Below are 19,965 nucleotides of genomic sequence, written 5' to 3' on the forward strand. Positions count from 1 at the left end.
CGGACATGTACCACCCGCAGTTGCAGACCCTCGACCGGACGGTGGCCTTCCACGCCGCCGAGCGGCCCGACCGGACGGCCGTGGTCTGCGAGGGCCGCGAGGTCGGCTACGGCGAACTGCACCGGCGCAGCAACCGGACGGCCCGGGCGCTGCACTCCGCCGGGGCGGTGCGCGGCTCCCGGGTGGCGTACCTGGGCAAGGAGTCGGAGCACTACTACGACATCCTCTTCGGCTGCGCGAAGGCCGGTACGGTGCTGGTCCCCATCAACTGGCGGCTGACGGCCCCCGAGGTGGACCACATCCTGCGCGACTCGGGGACCGCGCTGCTCTTCGTCGAGGACGAGTTCCTGGACGTCGCGCGGAAGGCGGCCGCCGAACTGTCCACCCCGGTGCGGATCGTCGCCCTCGACGGCCCGGCGGGCCCCGGCACCGGCTTCACCGCCTGGCAGGCGGGGCACTCCGGTGCCGACCCGGAGTCGGCCGCGGACCCCGACGACCCCGTCGCCCAGATCTACACGAGCGGCACCACGGGCCTGCCCAAGGGCGTGGTGCTCGCGCACCGCAGCTTCTTCAAGGTCCGCGACGCCCTGGCGTCCGAAGGGCTCGCGTGGATCGACTGGCACGAGGACGACGTCAGCCTCATCGGCATCCCCGGCTTCCACATCGGCGGTCTCTGGTGGGCGACCCAGGGCTTCAACGCGGGCGTCACCAATGTCGCCATGCGGATGTTCGTCAGCGGCGAGGCGGTGCGGCTGATCCGCGGGCACGGCGTCACCACCACCTGCCTCGTCCCGGCGATGCTCCAGATGATGCTGGCCGAACCGGGCGCGGGCAGGGCCGACTTCGCAACCCTCCGCAAGATCGTCTACGGCGGTTCGCCCATCTCCGAGAGCCTGCTCCAGGAGTGCCTGGAGCGGATCGGCTGCGAGTTCGCGCAGATCTACGGCCTCACCGAGACGGGGAACACCGCGGTGTGCCTGCCGCCGCACGAGCACGTCGCCGGCGGCTCCCGGCTGAAGGCGGCCGGGCGGCCCTACCCGGGGTTCGGGGCCAAGGTCGTCGACCGGGCGGGGCGGGAGCTGCCCACGGGCGCCGTCGGCGAGGTGTGCCTGCGGACGCCGTCGCGGATGCTCTCGTACTGGGGGCTGCCCGAAGCCACCGCGGAGACCCTCGTGGACGGCTGGATCCACACCGGGGACGCCGGCTACCTCGACGAGGGCGGCTATGTGTTCCTCTGCGACCGGATCAAGGACACGATCATCGTGGCCGGCGAGAACGTGTATCCGGCCGAGATCGAGAACGCGCTCGCCCGCCACCCGTCCGTGGTGGAGGCGGCGGTCGTGGGCGTCCCGGACGAGCGGTGGGGCGAAGCCGTCCACGCGTTCGTCGTGGTCAGGCCCGGCCACGAGGTGACACCGCGCCAGTTGGTGCTCTCGCTCAAGGGGACGCTGGCCGACTTCAAGATTCCGTCCGGTTTCGAGTTCATCGAGACGCTGCCGCGCAACCCGAGTGGCAAGATCCTCCGGCGGGAACTGCGCGACCGCTTCTGGCAGGACCGGGAGCGCCGGGTCAACTGAGCCCGTACGCCCGGGCGTTGCCACCTGTTCCCCCACCAGCCCACCCGATCGAGCGAGAAGGCAGGCAGCCGGATGGCTTCCCTCAGCACCATACGCAACGTCATCAACGCCGTGTCGTACGTGTCCGTCAAGGCGGCCGGGATCCCCGCGTGGAAGCTGTTCCACGGCGCACCGCCGCGTACGCCGGTCCGGCCCGAGCAGCGCGAGGCCCACGACCGCGCCGTGCAGGAGACCCTCACCGTCGGCGGCCGCGAGATCCGCACCTACCGCTGGGGCGACGGCGGCAGGCCCGTCCTGCTGGTGCACGGCGTCGGCGGACGCGCCGCGAACTTCGCCGGCTTCGTCCAGGGCATCGAGGCCCTCGGCCTGACCGCCGTCGCCTACGACGCCCCCGGCCACGGCTCGTCGGGCGGCTCCAGCTGCACGATCCTGGAGCACGGCGCCGTCATGACGGCGGTGCAGGAGCGGTACGGCGACTTCCACGCGGTCGTCGGGCACTCCTTCGGCGGCACCTCCGCCTACCTGGCGGTGCGCCGCGGCCTGGTCACCGAGCGGCTCGTCTCCCTGTCCTCGGTGGCGGACTTCGGTTCGCTGCCGGAGACCTTCTGCGGCCAGCTGGGGCTCCGCCCCGCCCTCGCCGCCGAACTGCGGCGCCGCTCGGAGCTGTTCTTCGCCCCCGAGCACGACGTCTGGAACCGCTTCTCCGCCGACCACCGGCCGGAGGAGATCACGGCGCGGATCCTCGTCGTCCACGACGAGGACGACCGCGAGGTCGGCGTCGACCAGGGCCGGCGGCTGGCCGCGAGCTACGGCGACCGGGCGGAGCTGCTCGTCACGAGCAAGCTCGGGCACCGCCGGATCCTGGGCGACCCCGAGGTCGTCGGCAGGGTCCTGGACTTCCTCAAGGGCTGACCCGGCGGGCGGCGGCGCACAGGGGCGGGCCGGCCGACCGAACAGACCGGCCACCGCGGACGATCGGACGAGAGAGAGCGATGAGCAGCAAGCCTGGGACCCCAGCCGGCCACCCGGAGCACCCCGCGCCGGCCGAACCGATCGCCGTGGTCGCCATGGCCTGCCGCCTGCCGGGCGCGGCCGGGCCACGGGAGCTGTGGCGGCTCCTGCGGGACGGGGCGAGCGCCGTCCGGGACGTCCCCGCCGACCGCTGGAGCGCCGAGGAGTGCAGCGACGAGGACGGCCGCCGGCCGGGCGGCGTGGCCACGCGGCGCGGCGGCTTCCTCGACGACGTGGCCGGCTTCGACGCGGAGTTCTTCGGGATCTCCCCCCTGGAGGCCGAGGCGATGGACCCGCAGCAGCGGCTCGTCCTGGAGCTGGGCTGGGAGGCCTTCGAGAACGCCGGCCTGCGGCCCTCGCAGGTCCGCGGCAGCGCCGCGGGCGTCTTCGTCGGCTCCATCGCCGCCGACTACGAGGCCCTGCTCGCGCAGCAGGGCCACGAGGCGATCGGCCCGTACGCCTTCACCGGCCTGCAGCGGGCACTCGTCGCCAACCGCCTCTCGCACCATTTCGGCCTCACCGGCCCCAGCATGACGGTGGACACCGGCCAGTCGTCCTCCCTGGTCGCCGTCCACCTGGCCTGCGAGAGCCTGCGCCGCGGCGAGTGCGAGCTGGCCCTCGCCGGCGGCGTGCACCTCAACCTGATCCCGGAGAGCGCCGTGCGCGCCGCGCAGTTCGGGGTGCTGTCCCCGGACGGCGAGTGCTACACCTTCGACGCCCGCGCCAACGGCTTCGTACGCGGCGAGGGCGCCGCCCTCGTCCTGCTCAAGCCGCTGGCCCGGGCCCTGGCCGACGAGGACGAGATCGTCTGCGTCATCCACGGCAGCGCGGTCAACAACGACGGCCGCGGTGAAGGCCTCGGCGTGCCGAACCCGGACGCGCAGGGCGACGTCATCCGCGCCGCCCTGCGGCAGGCGGGCGTCCCGGCCCGCGACATCGGCTACGTCGAACTGCACGGCACCGGCACCCGGCGCGGCGACCGGCTGGAGGCGGAGGCGCTGGGCGGTGTGTTCGGCGCCGGCCGCGAGGGCGTCGGCCCGCTGCGGGTCGGCTCGGTGAAGACGAACATCGGCCACCTGGAGGGCGCGGCCGGCATCGCCGGTCTGCTCAAGGCGGCCCTCAGCATCCGGCACGGGGAGATCCCCCGCAGCCGCAACTTCGAGCGGCCGAGCGAGCTGGTGCCCCTGGACCGGCTGGGGCTCGCCGTCCAGCGGGAGCACGGCGCGTGGCCCGGCACGGGCGGGCCGCGGCGGGCGGGGGTCAGCTCCTTCGGCGTCGGCGGCACCAACTGCCACGTGGTCCTGGGCCAGGCGCCGCCGCGGCCCGCCTCCGCTCCGGCCCGGCGGGCCGCCGCGGACGCCGTCCTGCCGTGGGTGCTCTCCGCCCGCAGCACCGCCGCGCTGCGCGACCAGGCCCGGGCCCTCGGCGAGCGCTTCGCCGCCGACCTCGGCCTCACCCCCGCCGACGTGTCCTACACACTGGCGGCCACCCGCGACCCGATGGAGCACCGGGCCGTGCTCGTGGCGGGTGCCCGGGCGGATTTCCTGACCGGGCTCGCGGCCCTCGCGCAGGACCGCCCGGCGCCGGGCCTCCTGCGCGGCCGGGTCCGCCGGCCGGCCCGTACGGTCTTCGTCTTCCCCGGGCAGGGCTCGCAGTGGGAGGGCATGGCGCTGGAACTGCTGGAGACCTCGGAGGTCTTCCGGGCGTCCGTGGAGGAGTGCGCCCGGGCCCTCGCCCCGTACACCGACTGGTCGTTGACGCAGGTGCTGCGGGGCGCACCGGGCGCGCCCGGCCTGGACCGGGTCGACGTGGTCCAGCCGGTGCTGTTCTCCGTGATGGTGTCGCTGGCCGCCCTGTGGCGTGCGCACGGCGTGGAGCCGGACGCGGTGGTCGGCCACTCGCAGGGCGAGATCGCCGCCGCCTGCGTGGCCGGGGCGCTGACCCTGGAGGACGCCGCCCGCGTCGTGGCCCTGCGCAGCCGGGCCATCGTCGGCCTCGCCGGCACCGGCGGCATGATGTCGGTGGCCCTGTCCCCGCAGGAGCTCCGGCCGCTGCTCGCCCGACACCCCGGCGAGCTGGCCCTGGCCGTGGTCAACGGCCCCTCGTCGGCCGTGGCCGGGGGCTCCCCCGCGGCGCTCGCCGCCCTGCGCGCGGCCTGCGAGGACGGCGGTGTCCGCACGCACACCCTGCCCGTGGACTACGCCTCGCACTCCCCGCAGGTCGAGGCCGTCGCCGACGAGGTGCGCACGGCTCTGGACGGCATCCGGCCGCGCACGTCCCCGATCCCCTACTGCTCCAGCACCACGGGGGAGTTCCTCGACACCCGGGCACTCGACGGCGAGTACTGGTACCGCAATCTGCGCGACACGGTCCGCTTCGACCGCTCCGCACAAACCCTGTTGGACGCCGGCTTCGACCTGTTCGTCGAGGTCAGCCCGCACGCCGTACTGGCTGCCGGGCTCGCCGACACCCTGGAGTCGCGGCCGGCCGCGGAAGGCGCCGAGGTCACGGTGGTGGGAACGCTCGCCCGCGACGAGGGCGGCCCGGACCGCTTCCTGCTGTCGCTGGCCGAGGCCCACGCGGCCGGCGCCGCCGCGGACCTGGCCGAGGTGGCCCGGGCCGCCGGGGGCCGCCGGGTCGAGCTGCCCGGCTACCCCTTCCAGCGGCGCCGGCACTGGCTGCGCACCGGGCCGCGCACCACCGCGGCGGCCGCTGCCCCACCGGGCGAGCAGGTCCGGCAGGCCGAGCGGCCCGAGCCGGTCCCGGCTGCGGCGGCGGTACCGGGCGCCGACCCGACCGGTGCGGGCGCCCTGGACCTCGTACGCGACCACGCGGCCGCGCTGCTCGGGTACGCGGACCCGGCGGACGTCGATCCGCACACCGCCTTCCGCGACCTCGGTTTCAGCTCCCTGACCCTGGTGCAGCTGCGCCGCCGTCTCGCCGCGGCCACCGGCCTGCGGCTGCCGGCGACCCTCCTCTTCGACTGCCCCACGCCCCACGCCACGGCGCGGCGGCTGCGGGAGCTGGACGGCGGCCGGACGGACGCTCCCGCGGACGCGGACGCCTCCGGCCGGCCGGAGGACGCCGGCCCGCAGGAGGGCGCCGATCCGGTCGTCATCGTGTCGATGGCCTGCCGCTTCCCCGGCGGCGTGGCCTCCCCCGAAGACCTGTGGCGGCTGGTCACCGAGGGCGGCGACGCCATGTCGGACTTCCCCGCCGACCGCGGCTGGGACCTGGAGGCGCTGCACCACCCGGATCCCGCGCGGCCGGGCACCACGTACGCCCGCCGGGCGGGCTTCCTGCTGGACGCGGCCCGCTTCGACGCGGCCCTGTTCGGCATCAGCCCGCGCGAGGCCCTCGCGATGGACCCGCAGCAGCGGATCATGCTCGAACTGGCCTGGGAGACCTTCGAGCGGGCGGGCATCGACCCGCGGTCCGTCCGCGGCGACCGCACCGGCGTGTTCGTCGGCGCCATGCCCTCCGGCTACGGCCCGCCGCTGCACGAAGCACCCAGGAACGCCGAGGGCCACCTGCTGACGGGCTCCGCGCCCAGCGTCATATCCGGGCGGATCAGCTACGTGCTGGGGCTGCGCGGGCCCGCGCTGACGGTGGACACCGCCTGCTCGTCCTCCCTCGTGTCCCTGCACCTGGCCGTGCAGGCCGTCGAGCGCGGCGAGTGCGACGCGGCGCTCGCCGGCGGGGTCACGGTGATGGCCAACCCGGGCATGTTCACCGAGTTCAGCCGCCAGCGCGGCCTGGCCGCCGACGGCCTGTGCAAGGCGTACTCCGCGGACGCCGACGGCACCGGCTGGAGCGAGGGCGCGGGCCTGCTGCTGCTGGAGCGGCTCTCCGACGCGCGCCGCCACGGCCACCCGGTCCTCGCGGTCGTCAAGGGCAGCGCCACCAACCAGGACGGCGCCAGCAATGGGCTGACCGCCCCGCACGGCCCGTCCCAGGAGCAGGTCATCCGCGCGGCGCTGGACGCCGCCGGGCTCGCCCCGCACCAGGTGGACGCCGTCGAGGGCCACGGCACGGGCACCGTGCTGGGCGACCCGATCGAGGCCGGAGCGCTGCTGGCCACCTACGGCCGCGGCCGGCCGGAGGAGTCGCCGCTGTGGCTGGGCTCCCTCAAGTCCCACATCGGCCACGCCCAGGCGGCCGCGGGCGTCGGCGGGGTCATCAAGACCGTCCTCGCGTTGCGCCACGGGCTGCTGCCGCGGACGCTGCACGCCGAGGACCCCTCGCCGCACATCGACTGGTCGGCGGGCTCCGTACGGCTGTTGCAGGAGCCCCGGCCCTGGCCGGCGGCGGCCGCCCCGCGCCGGGCCGCCGTCTCCTCCTTCGGCATCAGCGGCACCAACGCCCATGTGATCGTGGAGGAGCCGCCCGCAGCGGCGCCCGCACCGGCGTCCGCGCCGACGTCCGCGACCGGCCCCGACGCCGCCCCCGTACCGGTTCCGGTTCCGGCCGGTGTGCCCGTCGCCTGGCCGCTGTCGGCCGCCGACGAGGACGCGCTGCGCGGGGCCGCCGCCCGGCTGCGCGACGCAGTGTCCGGCGGGCGGGCGCCCGCACCGGCCGACATCGGCCACTCGCTGGCCACCGGCCGTGCCGCCCTGGCCCACCGCGCGGTGGTCCTCGCCACCGGTCACGAGGAGTTCACGGCGGCGCTGACGGCCCTCGCGGAGGGCGTGGCGAGCCCGGCCGTGCACCGCGGGACCGCCGCCTCGTCCCCCGGCCGGCTCGCCTTCCTCTTCACCGGGCAGGGCAGCCAGCGGCCCGGCATGGGCCGGGGACTGTACGAGGCCTTCCCCGTGTTCGCCCGGGCCCTGGACGAGGTGTGCGCCCACCTCGACGGCCTCCTCGAAGGCCCGCTGCGGACCGTCATGTTCGCCGCGGAGGGCACTGCCGAGGCCGCGCTGCTGGACCGTACGCAGTGGACACAGCCGGCGCTGTTCGCCTTCGAGGTCGCGCTCTTCCGACTGGTCGAGGCGTGGGGACTGCGCCCGGACCGGCTGCTCGGGCACTCGGTGGGCGAAATCGCCGCCGCCCACGTGTCCGGGGTGCTGTCGCTGCCGGACGCCTGCGCGCTGGTCGCGGCCCGGGCCCGGCTGATGGGGGCGCTGCCCGAGGGCGGCGCCATGGCCGCGCTGCAGGCGCCCGAGGACGAGGTGCTCGGCCTGCTCGCCGGGCACGAGGCCGTCGCGGGCATCGCCGCCGTCAACGGCCCCCGCTCGGTGGTGGTGTCCGGGGACGCGGACGTCGTACGGCAGGTCCTGGAGCGCTGCCGGGAGTCGGGCCGGCGCGGCCGGCTCCTCAACGTCAGCCACGCCTTCCACTCGCCACTGATGGAGCCGATGCTGGAGCGGTTCGCCGCCGTCGCCCGGTCCCTGACGTACCACCCGCCCCGGATCCCGGTCGTGGCGCACCGCGCGGGCCGGCCGGTGTCGGCCGCCGAGTTGTGCACGGCCGAGTACTGGGTGGAGCACGTCCGCCTGCCGGTGCGCTTCCTCGACGGGGTGGCCGCGCTCGCCGGGGACGGCGTACGGGCGTGCCTGGAGCTGGGGCCCGACGGCGTGCTCGGCGCCATGGCCCGTGCGTGCCTGGCCGAGCCGGACGCGACCGTACTGGCCGCCGCGACCCGGCGGGGGCGCCCGGAGCCCGCCGCGCTGCTCGGCGCGCTCGCCGCACTCCACGTCCGCGGCACGTCCGTGGCCTGGGACCGGGTCCTGGCCGGCCGCGGGGCCCGGCGGGTGGACCTGCCCTCCTACGCCTTCGGGGGCGCCGCGTACTGGCTGCCGCTGCCGGGTCCGGCCGGCGGGGGCCTGGCCGCGGCGGGCATCGGGCCGTGCGCGCACCCGCTGCTCGGCGCGCAGATCGAACTGCCCGGGCAGGACGGCCTGTTGTTCACCTCGCGGCTGTCGACGGAGAGCCATCCCTGGCTCGCCGACCATGTGGTGCGGGGCACCGTGCTGGTGCCGGGCACGGCCTTCGTGGAGATCGCCCTGCAGGCCTGCGCCGCCGTCGGGGCGGCGGGCATCGCCGAACTGGTGCTGTCCCGCCCGCTCGCGCTGGGCCCGGGCGTCACCGTGGACCTGCGCTGCCAGGTCGGCGGCCCCGGCCCGGACGGCACGCGGACGCTGACGGTGCACTCGCGTCCGGTCGGCGCGGACCGCGCGGAGCCGTGGACGGAGCACGCCGGTGGCCTGCTGGAGGCTCCGGCGGCGCAGGACGGGCCTGCGCCGGGCCGCGGAAGGACCGCCGAGGCCGGCCCGCCGGCGGGCGGTCACGCGCTGCCGGACGGCACGTACGAGAGGCTGGCGGGTCTGGGCTTCGCCTACGGCCCGGGTTTCCGAGGGCTGCGGTCGACGGTGCGGGCCGACGGCGTGCTGTGGGGCGAGGTGGTCCTGCCGGACGGGCTGCGGCCCGCCGGGGCGGCCTTCGCGGCGCACCCCGCGCTGTTGGACGCAGCCCTCCACCCCTTCCTGGTGGACCGCCTCGAATCGGGCGCCCGGGACACCCCGCTGCCCTTCGTGTGGCGCGGCGTACGGGTGCACGGCGCGGGGGCCGGTGCCGCCCGGGTGCGGCTGGAGCCCGGACCGGGTGCGGGCGGTTTCGCGCTGGAGCTGACGGACGGAGCCGGGCGGCCGCTGCTGACGGCGCAGTCCGTGGTGTTCCGGGCCCGCCCGGCCGGGGACGACCCGGCGGCCGGACTGCTCGTGCTCGACTGGTCGCCGGCGTCCGCGGCGGAGCCGGATTCCGCGGCCGTGGGCGGGGCGCGCTGGGCGGTGCTGGGGTCGGACAGTCTGGGGCTGGCCACGGCGTTGAAGGCGCGGGACGTCGCGGTGACCACGTTCGTGGACCTGCTCGCCCTGGACGGGGGGCTGGCCGCGACCCGCGAGGTCCCCGAGGTCGTGTTCGTCACGGCCCGCGGCGAGGCCCCGGACACCGCCGACGCGACCCGGTCGGCCGCCCAGCGCACCCTGCTTCTGCTCCAGGAGTGGCTGACCGACACCCGGCTGGGCGACAGCAGGCTGGTGTTCGTCACCTCCGGCGCCGTCGCCGCGACGGACGCGGACGAGGTCGGCGACCTGGCCGGCGCCGCCCTGTGGGGGCTGGTACGCAGTGCGCAGACCGAGCATCCGGGCCGGTTCGTGCTGGTCGACGTGGCCCCGGACGAGGACGTCGACGCGCGGGCGCTGGCCTCGGTCGTGGCCTCGGGTGCCGCGCAGTCCGCGATCCGGGCGGGCACCGTCCTGCACCCGGCCCTGGCCCGGGCCTCGGCCGGCGACGGCGGCGGCCTGGAGCGGTCCGGGAGCGCGTGGGGCCCCCACGGCACGGTGCTGGTCACCGGCGGGACCGGCGCGCTCGGCGCCCTGCTGGCCGAGCACCTGGTACGCCGTCACGGCGTACGCGACCTGGTGCTGCTCAGCCGCAGCGGGCCGCGGGCGCCGGGGGCCGGCCGGCTCGTCGCCGACCTGGCGGAGCTGGGGGCGTCGGCCACCGTCGTGACGTGCGACGCCTCCGACGCGGGTGCGCTGGCCGCCGTCCTGGCGGACGTTCCGGCCGACCGGCCGGTGACGGCCGTGGTGCACGCCGCGGGGGTCACCGACGACGCGACGATCGCGGGGCTCACCCCGCGCCGGCTGGAGCGGGTGCTGGAGGCGAAGGCCGCGGCCGCGCTGAACCTGCACCGCCTGACGTCGGGCGCACCGCTGCGGGCGTTCGTGCTGTTCTCCTCCGTCATGGGTGTGCTGGGTGGTGCCGGACAGGGCAACTACGCTGCGGCCAACGCCCAGTTGGACGCACTCGCCCGGCACCGGCGGGACCGGGGCCTGCCGGGCCTGTCCCTGGCGTGGGGGTTGTGGGGCGGCCCCGGGATGGGCAGCCGGCTGGGGGCCGCCGACCTGGCCCGTATGGCCCGCATCGGGCTGGCGCCGCTCTCGGTGGAGCAGGGCCTGGAGCTGTTCGACGCGGCGTGCGCGGGCGACCGGGCGGTCGTCGCGCCGGTCGCCCTGGCGCCGGCGGCGCTGCGGGGCGACGTACGGCGGCTGCCGGCGCTGCTGCGCGGCCTGGCCGGGGGCGGCGCGGGATCACCGGCCGGGCCCGCCGGGGCGGACGGCCCGCGGGAGGCCCTGCGCGCGCTGCCGCCGGCACAGCGGCGGGCGGAGCTCGTCGAGGTCGTGCGGCGCCGGGTCGCCGAGGTGCTGGGGCACGCCGGGGCGGAGGCGGTCGCCGCGGACCGCGACTTCTGGGAGCTGGGCCTGGACTCGCTGACCGCCCTGGAGCTGACCGGGCGGCTCGGTACGGACGCGGGGGTGCGGCTGGGCGCGACGGCGGCCTTCGACCATCCGACGGCGGTGTCCCTCGCCGCGCATGTGGCGGCCGAGTTGGACGGGACGTGACGACGGCGGCCGCCACCGCGGGGGGGTCCCCCGCGGTGGCGGCCGCCGGTCGGGTCAGGCCGCGAGGGCCTCGCGCAGGACGTCCACGACGGCGCCTCGGTGCGCGTCGGCGAGGAGGAAGAAGTGGTCGCCGTCGAAGCGGCGGACCCGGCAGGGGCCCGTGGTGTGGTCGGCCCAGCCGTCCAGCGGTTCGTGCGGGACCAGCGGGTCGGCCGTGCCGCCGAGGACGTGCAGGGGCACGTCGAGCCGTATGTCCTCGAAGCCCGCGGCGGCCTCCCTGCTGAGGTCGATGTCGGCCCGCAGGACGCGGGTGACGTGGGCGAGCATGTCCGGGTCCTGCAGGACCCACTCGGGGGTGCCCCCGCCGTCCCGCAGCAGCCGCACCGCGTCCTCCTCGGTGCTGGTGGCGTGCGCCCGGCGCCTGGTCCGGCCGGGCACCTGGCCGCTGACGACGGCGGCGCGGCAGTGCGGGCCGAGCAGGTGCGCGGTGCGGGTGGCGAGGAGCGCCCCGAGACTGTGGCCGAAGACGACCGTGGGCAGCGGGTCGCGGCCGAGCACCTCGTCGGTGACGGAGTCCAGGACCTCGTCGAGGCGGCAGCCGGGGGTCTCGCCGAAGCGGCGCTCCCTGCCGGGCAGGGACAGCCCGAGCACTTCGACGTCGTCGGGCAGCGGGTCGACGAGGGGGAAGAGGGTGTTGGGTCCGGCGCCCGAGTGCGGGAACACCAGCAGGCGCATCCGGGGCGCGACCTCCGCCGCCTGGAGCCGCAGCGGCGGCCACCAGGGGGCGGTGGACGAGGACTTCACCGTGGTCACGTGGTCCTTCCCGGTCACGGGCAGTGGATGATCTGGCCGGCGTAGGAGAGGCCGCCGCCGAACGCGAAGAGCAGCACCGGCGATCCCTTCTCGATCTCACCGCGCTCGATGAGCTTGGACAGCGCGAGCGGGATGCTGGCGGCCGAGGTGTTGCCGGAGTCCACGACGTCCTTGGCGACGACGGCGTTGACCGCGCCGATCTTGCGGGCCAGCGGCTCGATGATGCGCAGGTTGGCCTGGTGCAGGACGACACCGCCCAGGTCCTCGGGCTTGACCCCGGCGCGCTCGCACACCTCCAGCGCGACCTTCGGCAGGGCGGTGGTGGCCCAGCGGTAGACCGACTGGCCCTCCTGGGAGAAGGTGTGGGAGGGCGCCTCGATGCGGACGGCGTGCCCCATCTCGGGTACGGACCCCCACACCACCGGGCTGATGAGGGACTCCTCGGAGGCGACGACGACGGCCGCGCCGGCTCCGTCGCCGATGAGCACACAGGTGGTGCGGTCGGTCCAGTCGGCGAAGTCCGTCAGCTTCTCCACGCCGACGACCAGGGCCTTCGTGGCGGAACCGGCGCGGATGCTCTGGTCCGCCAGCGCCATTGCGTGTGGAAATCCAGAACAAGCCGTGTTCACGTCAATCGCGGCCGGGGCCGTGGCGCCGATGGCGGCGGCGACCCGGGCAGCCATGTTGGGAGAGCGGTCCTGGGCCGTACACGTGGCCACGATGACGAAATCTATGTCCGCTCCGGTCAGACCCGCATGCGCCAGAGCGTTTGCAGCCGCCTTTGCTGCCATATCCGAAACCGACTCGTCCTCGGCCGCCACCCGACGGGTCTTGATCCCCACCCGGCTCTGAATCCACTCGTCACTGGTCTCGACCATTTGCTCCAGATCGGCGTTGGTCAAAACCTTTGACGGCTGATAGTGCCCGAAGGAAAGGACGCGGGACCCGACCATCAGTGATTCTCCTCGTTCCGTGGACCCGGACCCGGATCCGGATTGACCCGTGGCCAGCCTATGCAGCGGCCCGGCCGCCCTCATGCGGCGTTCACGCCGACCAGCTGATCCGCGCCACAGTCGTCCAGGGACGGTGCGTGGGTCAAGATCGCGTGCTGCAGCCGCTGGAGGCGCGGGGCGGGCTCGATCCCGTGGTCCTCGACCAGGTTGCGCCGGACCCTGCTGTACGTGGCCAGCGCCTCGGCGGTCCGGCCGCTGCGGTAGAGCGCCACCATCAGGTAGGCATAAAGGTTCTCCCAGGTCGACCGGTCATCCAGCAGGGCGTAGATCTCGCCGACCAGAGCCTTGTGATTGCCGAGTTCGAGTTCGAGCTCGAAGCGCTGCTCGTAAGCGAATGCGCGCCGCTCGTCGAGCCGGCGTCCGAGTGATTCGAACGCCGGAATGCTCCGCAGGTCTTCGAGGGCCTGTCCGCGCCACAGGGAAATGGCCTGCTCGAAAGTCCTGGAGGCCTTTTCCCTTTCCCCGTCCCGGCGGAATTCCCGGGCCGTCGCGAGCAGCCGGTCGAATTCGTAGACGTCGAGATCGCACCCGATCAGCCGGAGTTTGTATCCGGGCGGCTGCGTGGTGATGAGGGCGGCCGCGTCGAGATCGAGGCCCTGGAGGTGCTTGCGCAGTTTGGACACGTAGACGTGCAGGGCGGTGGAGGCGGTCTGCGGGGGAGCGCCCGACCACAGGGCCTCGATGAGCCGGCCCGAGGACACGGCCTCGCCGTGGTGGGCACAGAGATAGGCCAGCAGGGAGCGGAGCTTGAGCGCTCTCGGCGATACCTGGGCCCCGTCCTCTGTCTCTATCTCAACCGGTCCGAGCACTTGGAACTTCACGGCATTCCCCCTGGTAGATCTCTCGCCACGAAGGGGATGCGAACAACTGGCCTGCAACGTGCAGCCCCCCTCCGCACCCCTAGATCTTTCATGGGGGACCTAGATCGAGTCAAGCCACTCATCTCTCATCTGAGGAACCCTTGAGGTGTCGAGAGGGAATCACCGCATTGCGAACGGTCCCCACGAATCGGCCACTTCTCACACTCATCCGTCATGACCCGATTCCGTCTCTCCCCGCGCTCGAACGACTATTTCTCGCCAGCACACCCACACCGTTCCGGCCATATTCAAACGGCTTGAAACCGACCGACCGGAGGCGGGGAGGACCACCTCGAAGCGGACATCCGGCCCCGCGGGCCCGAGGCGCGTCGGCCACCGCCGCCCGCCGCGCTCCATGCGATGACGTGCGGTGCAACCGCGGAGCGCGCCCCGTCGTCCCCCACGGCAGGGTCTTCCGGCGCTTCGAAAATACGTTCGCTTCGACCGAGCGGTATGCGTAGGCTGAAGGCGCTTCACTTCTGAACTGGTTCAATTACAAGGGGGGACCGGTGCATCGTCACCGCGTCATGATTTCGGCTGCCGTCGTAGCGGCGGCCATCGGCTTCGTACCGACCGCGGCCCAGGCCGCCGACCAGCCCACGGAGCGCCAGGGGAGCGCCTCCGCCAGGATCGATGCGGCAACGGCCGCGGCGGCGAAGTCCGCCGTCTTCCGCAGCCCGGCCGAGCGCACGGTCCGCAAGTCCGCCGGCGCCGCGGCTCAGAACGGCGCGGGCCTCTCCGTCGGACTGGTGGCCTCCGGCACCAGCGCGCACGGCATCACCCTGGAGTCGCAGATCACCACCGCCGCCGGCTCCGCGGTCCGGGTCGACATCGACTGGGGCGACGGCAGGACCGACACCGAGCAGGTCACCCGGACCGGGCTCCTGACCTCGAAGCACACCTTCGCGGCAGTCGGGAAGCACAAGGTCACGGTCACCCTGACCGACCGGGACAACCACGTGACCGCCACCAACAGCGTGGAGGTCCAGGCCCTCGGCTCCCGTTTCACCCCGCACGCCCCGACCCGGCTGCTGGACACCCGCAGCGGCATCGGCGGCAGCAACCGGCCGGTCGCCCCGTACGGCGTGGCGCGCGTGAAGGTGGGCGGCAACAGCGGCATTCCGGCCGACGCGACCGCCGTCGCGCTCAACGTGACCGTCGTCGACGCCCGTTCCGGCGGCCACATCACGGCCTACCCGTCGGGCTCGGAGCAGCCGGACACCTCGAACGTCAACTTCGTCGCGGGCCAGACCGTGCCGAACATGACCATCGTCCCGGTCGGCGCCGACGGCTACGTCGAGCTCGTCAACCGCAGCTTCGGCGACGTGGACCTGCTCGCGGACGTCACCGGCTATTTCAGCCGGTCCGCGTCCGCCGGCGGCTACACCCCGCTCGACCCGTTCCGTATCGTCGACAGCCGTACGGGCCAGGGCGCTTGGGGTCAGGTGGCCGGGCAGAGCACGTTCGACGTCCAGGTCGCCGGCGGGGGCGCGGTCCCGGCGAGCGGCGTCACCGCGGTGGCCCTCAACGTGACGGCCACGGCTCCCCGCGGCGCGGGGCACCTGACCGTCTTCCCAAGTGGACAGCCGGCCCCGGACACGTCGAACGTCAACTTCCGGACCGGCCAGACCATTGCCAACTCGGTGATCGTCCCGGTCGGCCCCGACGGCCGGATCAGCGTCCGGAACGGCTCCTGGGACCCGGCCGACGTGATCGTGGACGTCGTCGGCTACTACAGCCCCGGCAGCAAGGCCGCCTACCGGCCCGTGAACCCGACCCGCCTGCACGACTCGCGCGAGTGGGACTTCCCGGTCCCGGGCCAGGACTACCGCTGGCTGCCGCTCGCGGACGGCAAGCCGTGGATCACGGCCTACGTCCTGAACACGACGGTGACCGAGACCCGCGGCGACGGCCACCTGTCGGTCGCACCGGATCCGCACTTCTGGGCGGACTACAAGGCAGGCCCCGTGGCCAAGCCCACCCCGCCGAACTCCTCCAACCTGAACTGGACCGCGGGCACGACCGTCCCGAACCTGGTGCAGGCGACCACCGGCAAGACCGGCGTCATCGACTTCTGGAACCGCGGCTGGGACCCCACCCACCTCGTGGTCGACATGTTCGGCCTCTACGAGCAGAACTGATCCGCCGGGCGCCCCGCGCCCCCACGACCGTGCCCCGGGAGCCGCTCGTACCCCTCCCGGGGCACGGCCCCAAGTGACCGCCCCTTATGGGGGCGCATCCGCGCAGCACGATCCGCTAGGCTGTCAGCGGTCATGAGGCGGTCTCCGCCGAAGGCCCCCGCCTTCGTAGCTCAGGGGATAGAGCACGGCTCTCCTAAAGCCGGTGTCGCAGGTTCGAATCCTGCCGAGGGCACGGTCGAGGACCCCCGGTCGCGTACTGCGGCCGGGGGTCCTCTGTGCGTGGTGGGCGCTGCGGGCGTCAGCCTGCCCGGTGCGGGCACGGGCCGGGGGCCGGGGGTGCGGCCCGGTCGGCGAGGGGGTCGGGCGGTTCGGGGGCCGCGGGACCCGGGAGTACGACGCGGGCCTCGGCGCCGCCCTCCGGCCGGTTGCGGAAGGCCAGGGTGGCGCCGAGGGCACGGGCCTGGCCGGCGGCGATGGTCAGGCCCAGCCCGTGGCCCTTGTTCGTGCCTTCCGTACGGAACCGCTGCGGACCGCTCGTGATCAGGTACTCGGGATAGCCGGGCCCCGCGTCGGTCACCGTCAGGGTCGGGCCGTCCACCGTGACCGTGACCGGGGCGGCACCGTGGCGGTGCGCGTTGGCGACGAGGTTGCCCAGTATCCGCTCCAGGCGGCGCCGGTCGGTTTCCACCCGCGAGGAGGCGAGCACCGTCAGCGCCGTGTCGGTGCCGGACGCCCGGATCGTGCGGGCCGCCAGCTCGGCCAGGTCGCACGAGTCCAGCTCCACGCGCTCGCTGCGCGTGTCCAGCCGGGAGATCTCCAGCAGGTCCTCCGTGAGCGAGCGCATCGCCTGCACCCGGTCCCGTACGAGCTCGGCCGGGCGGCCCGGCGGCAGCAGCTCGGCGGCCGCGTTCAGGCCGGTCAGCGGGGTGCGCAGCTCGTGGGCGACGTCCGCCGTGAACCGCCGCTCCGCCTCCAGCCTGCCCTGGAGGGACGACGCCATGGTGTCCAGGGCCCGGGACACGGCGGCCACCTCGTCCTTGTGGCGGGGCCGGTCCCCGACCCGGGCGTCCAGATCGCCGGCGCTGATCCGGCGGGCGACCTGGGCGGTCACGTGCAGGCGCCGGGTGATCCGCGTGACGCCGACCGCGCCGATGAGGAGGGTGACGCCGATGGCGAGGCCGGAGGAGCCGAGGATGGCCCGGTCGAGATCGGCGATGGTCCGCTCGGCCCCGCGGAAGTCCACGAAGACGGCGAGGGCGGTGCCGCGCTCGGCGGGCGCGGCCGCCCACATCACCGGGCGCCCGCGGTGGCTGCCGACGGCCGTGCCGCGCTTGCCGGCGAGCGCCAGGGCACGCAGCTGCGGGGGCAGGCCCGCGGGGTCGATGCCCTCGCCGCGGGGCAGGCGCGCGCCGGTCTCGTAGGCCGCCATGGACCGCTCCAGCTTGGTGAGCGCCTTCTCCCGGGCGGTGCCCACGGTCTGCCGGGTCATGGCACCGTGCACGAGGCAGCCGAGCAGCGCGGCGAGGCCGCAGCACATCAGGGTGATGAAGACCGCGGCCTTCCAGGTCAGGGTGGAGGTCCAGGCGGGCAGCCGCGGGCGCGGCCGCCGCCGCGCTGTGCGCTGCAATGCGTTCATGGTCAGGTCACGGTAATGCGCCCGACCCGGCGGGTGACCGGCGGGATCCGGCCGGAGTCCACGCGATCCGGCCGGACCGGGCCGGGAGCCGGGAGCCGGAGCAGGACCGGGACCCGCTCGCGCGCCACCGGCGGAAGCCGATCCGGAGGCGGGAGCGGAATCTGCGCTCCGGCCCGAGCGGAGGGACGACCCGGCGGCGTCGGCAGGCGCAAGCCGACGGCGGCAGGACGCACGAAGCCCTCCCGGCCGGGGCCGGAAGGGCAGCTGCGAGGGGTCAGCTCAGGCCACTGGTGCGTTCGCCGATGCGGTCGCCCTGCGGAGTGCCGGCCCGCTTGAGAGCCGCCTTGGTGTGCGGTCCGCCCTTGACCTTGCTCCGTACAGGACCGTCGAAGCCGTGACCCGGGGAGCGCGGCGGCTGGGCAGCCTGCTGCGCCTTGGCCATGGCCGCCCGGACGTCCCGCTTCTGCTCTTTGTTCATCCCGTCGTCAACTCCCTCAGGAAGCACCCAATCGGACTACTGGGATCGTATGCAGATATACGGAGCAACGCACCCGGACCGGAACGTAAAGAAATGACGTGACCGGATCAGGGAGTCGAGCCGGTCGCGGGAGCCGGACGCTCCGGCGACCCCACCGCCCGCTGCACGACCTCCTCGGGGCACGGCGTGCCCCGGGGCAGCTGGTACTTCGCCGCCACCCGGTACTCCCCCGGCGCCGGTACCAGCAGCTCCGTCCACACGTCGCCCTCCGCGTCCGGGAGCGCCTTGAACAGGCATCCGGCCGTGTTCGCGAACTCCTTCGGCACGGCTCCCCGCGCCTTCGACTCCGCCGTCTCCTGCGGCGGCAGCACCGGCTTGCCGGCCCCGTCCACCAGCCCCAGCCACGGGGAGTGCGGGATCCGCACCAGCACCCGGCCGGCCTGCTTCGCGTCGATGACCAGCTGGTCGGCGCCCGCCCGCACCACCGTCGCGGGCCCCGACACCAGGTTCGTCGGCGCGTCGACCTTGAAGAGCCGCCAGTTCGCGTCGCCCCACACCTGCTGGAGGTACGGGAGCCCTGCCCGCACCAGCTTCGCCTCGTCCTCCCCGCCCGAGTCCGGGGTGTCGGCCGGCAGTACGACGTAGTGCACGGCCCAGCGCTCCAGCCAGGCCCGGTAGCTGTCGGCGGTGAGCGTGTCGTCGTAGAAGAGCGGGTTGCGCTCCAGGTCGGCCTGCCGGTTCCAGCCCCGCGCGAGGTTCACGTACGAGGGGAAGGCGGAGGACTCGCGGTGGCTGCTGACGGGGACGACCTCGACCCGGCCCCGGTCGGCCCCGGCCTTCTGGAGCTGGTCGACGAGCGGGGCCAGCTCCCGGTTCCAGGCCGCGACCGGCGTGGTGCGGACGATGTCCGTGATGCTGTTGGTGGTGATCCAGGCGTTCAGTCCGACGAACGCCAGCAGCACCCCGTACCAGCGCCGCGAGCGGGGAACCTCGTAGGGGAGGGCCGCGAGCAGCACGGCGCCGCCGAACAGCATCACCATCCTGGTGACGTTCGAGCCGACCTGGGAGTCGATCACCCAGGTCAGGAAGACCCCGAGGGCGTAGACCGCGGCGGCGATCCGGACCGTCTTCCAGCGCCGCGGCACCAGGAAGAAGATCAGCAGACCGAACACGAACGGCAGACCGGCCGACCCGATCTTCATGGGCTGCGTCCCCGAGAACGGGAACAGCCAGGCCGACAGCCCGACCACGGCCACGGGTGCCAGCCCCAGCGCGTACGCGCCCGGGCGCCGCCGGCTCAGGAACAGCGCGGCCGCGATCACCCCGAGGAAGAGGCCTGCCACGGGACTGGCGGCGGTCGCGGTCCCGGCCAGCGGGGCCGCCACGGCGGCCTTGGCCCAGCGGCGGTGGGCCCACTTGCGGGGCCAGCAGAAGACCGCCGCGACCGCACCGAGGGCGAACATCGCGCCGAGCCCGAAGGTGACGCGACCGGAGAGGGCGTTGCAGAACAGCCCGTACGCCCCGGCCAGGGCGGGCCACAGCGGCTCCCGCACGGCCCCGCGGCAGCGGGTGAGGATCAGGGCGAGCAGTCCGGCCGAGACGGTGCCCGCGACCATCATGGTGGTCCGCACGCCGAGCATGTGCATGAGGTACGGGGAGACCACGCTGTACGAGACGGGGTGCATGCCGCCGTACCAGGCGAGGTTGTACGCCGAGTCGGGATGCCGGCCCACGAACTCGGCCCACGCGTCCTGCGCGGCGAGGTCGCCGCCGCTGTTGGCGAAGGAGAAGAACCAGACGACGTGCAGGACGGCGGCGAGCAGGGTGGCGACGGCCACCGGGTGCCGGCGCAGCGGGTCAAGGACGCGGGTGCGCCGCCCGGGCCGCTCGTGCGGCTCCGGTCGGGGCGGCAGGGCGCCGGTGCCACCGCCCGGGCCGCCGTCGGCCGGCGGGACGGGCGCTCCGCGCCGGCCCTGCTGCTCAGCGGTGGTCACTGCCGCACTCCCCACATGGATCCGGGTCCGCCCTGTCGTC

General features: G+C 74.6%; 10 protein-coding genes and 1 tRNA gene. 5 read left to right on the forward strand and 6 right to left on the reverse strand.

Annotated features, from left to right (window positions below; genetic code table 11):
- Positions 1-5: 5 nt before the first annotated feature.
- The 3 genes from IF89_RS0115485 to IF89_RS0115495 all read left to right on the forward strand — a co-directional run bounded on the left by IF89_RS0115485 (position 6) and on the right by IF89_RS0115495 (position 10,990).
- Positions 6-1,577 carry a fatty acid--CoA ligase gene (locus IF89_RS0115485; RefSeq protein ID WP_030767210.1) on the forward strand — a complete coding sequence of 524 codons (1,572 nt, stop codon included), beginning with the start codon at positions 6-8 and terminating at the stop codon, positions 1,575-1,577.
- A gap of 72 nt (positions 1,578-1,649) precedes the next feature.
- On the forward strand, positions 1,650-2,489 hold the full coding sequence (locus IF89_RS0115490; protein WP_030767213.1) for an alpha/beta fold hydrolase: 840 nt from the start codon (positions 1,650-1,652) through the stop codon (positions 2,487-2,489).
- 80 nt (positions 2,490-2,569) lie between these two features.
- Positions 2,570-10,990 carry a type I polyketide synthase gene (locus tag IF89_RS0115495; RefSeq protein ID WP_051807094.1) on the forward strand — a complete coding sequence of 2,807 codons (8,421 nt, stop codon included), beginning with the start codon at positions 2,570-2,572 and terminating at the stop codon, positions 10,988-10,990.
- Positions 10,991-11,044: 54 nt separating this feature from the next.
- Here IF89_RS0115495 and IF89_RS0115500 read toward each other — a convergent pair whose 3' ends face one another.
- The 3 genes from IF89_RS0115500 to IF89_RS0115510 all read right to left on the reverse strand — a co-directional run bounded on the left by IF89_RS0115500 (position 11,045) and on the right by IF89_RS0115510 (position 13,637).
- The gene (locus IF89_RS0115500; RefSeq protein WP_158717868.1) at positions 11,045-11,821 is read right to left on the reverse strand and encodes a thioesterase II family protein; all 777 of its coding nucleotides are present in this window, start codon (positions 11,819-11,821) and stop codon (positions 11,045-11,047) included.
- Positions 11,818-12,756 carry a beta-ketoacyl-ACP synthase III gene (locus IF89_RS0115505; RefSeq protein WP_030767222.1) on the reverse strand — a complete coding sequence of 313 codons (939 nt, stop codon included), beginning with the start codon at positions 12,754-12,756 and terminating at the stop codon, positions 11,818-11,820. The genes IF89_RS0115500 and IF89_RS0115505 overlap by 4 nt, the downstream gene beginning before the upstream one ends.
- A gap of 80 nt (positions 12,757-12,836) precedes the next feature.
- On the reverse strand, positions 12,837-13,637 hold the full coding sequence (locus tag IF89_RS0115510; RefSeq protein WP_051807096.1) for an AfsR/SARP family transcriptional regulator: 801 nt from the start codon (positions 13,635-13,637) through the stop codon (positions 12,837-12,839).
- A gap of 566 nt (positions 13,638-14,203) precedes the next feature.
- Here IF89_RS0115510 and IF89_RS40805 point away from each other — a divergent pair.
- Together IF89_RS40805 and IF89_RS0115520 are read left to right on the forward strand one after the other, a co-directional pair.
- Complete coding sequence (locus IF89_RS40805) at positions 14,204-15,817, forward strand: PKD domain-containing protein (protein WP_051807097.1); 1,614 nt, start codon at positions 14,204-14,206, stop codon at positions 15,815-15,817.
- A 159-nt stretch (positions 15,818-15,976) separates the two neighbouring features.
- Positions 15,977-16,049 (forward strand) — tRNA-Arg (locus IF89_RS0115520).
- Between the two features lie 66 nt (positions 16,050-16,115).
- Here the strand turns inward: IF89_RS0115520 and IF89_RS0115525 are convergent.
- The 3 genes from IF89_RS0115525 to IF89_RS0115540 all read right to left on the reverse strand — a co-directional run bounded on the left by IF89_RS0115525 (position 16,116) and on the right by IF89_RS0115540 (position 19,925).
- The gene (locus IF89_RS0115525; protein WP_051807098.1) at positions 16,116-17,453 is read right to left on the reverse strand and encodes an ATP-binding protein; all 1,338 of its coding nucleotides are present in this window, start codon (positions 17,451-17,453) and stop codon (positions 16,116-16,118) included.
- Between the two features lie 274 nt (positions 17,454-17,727).
- Complete coding sequence (locus IF89_RS0115535; protein ID WP_234327769.1) at positions 17,728-17,931, reverse strand: hypothetical protein; 204 nt, start codon at positions 17,929-17,931, stop codon at positions 17,728-17,730.
- Between the two features lie 107 nt (positions 17,932-18,038).
- Positions 18,039-19,925 carry an MFS transporter gene (locus IF89_RS0115540; RefSeq protein WP_420706920.1) on the reverse strand — a complete coding sequence of 629 codons (1,887 nt, stop codon included), beginning with the start codon at positions 19,923-19,925 and terminating at the stop codon, positions 18,039-18,041.
- Between the last annotated feature and the right edge of the window lie 40 nt (positions 19,926-19,965).

The sequence above is a fragment of the Streptomyces sp. NRRL F-2664 genome, from assembly GCF_000719345.1.
Lineage (GTDB): Bacteria > Actinomycetota > Actinomycetes > Streptomycetales > Streptomycetaceae > Streptomyces.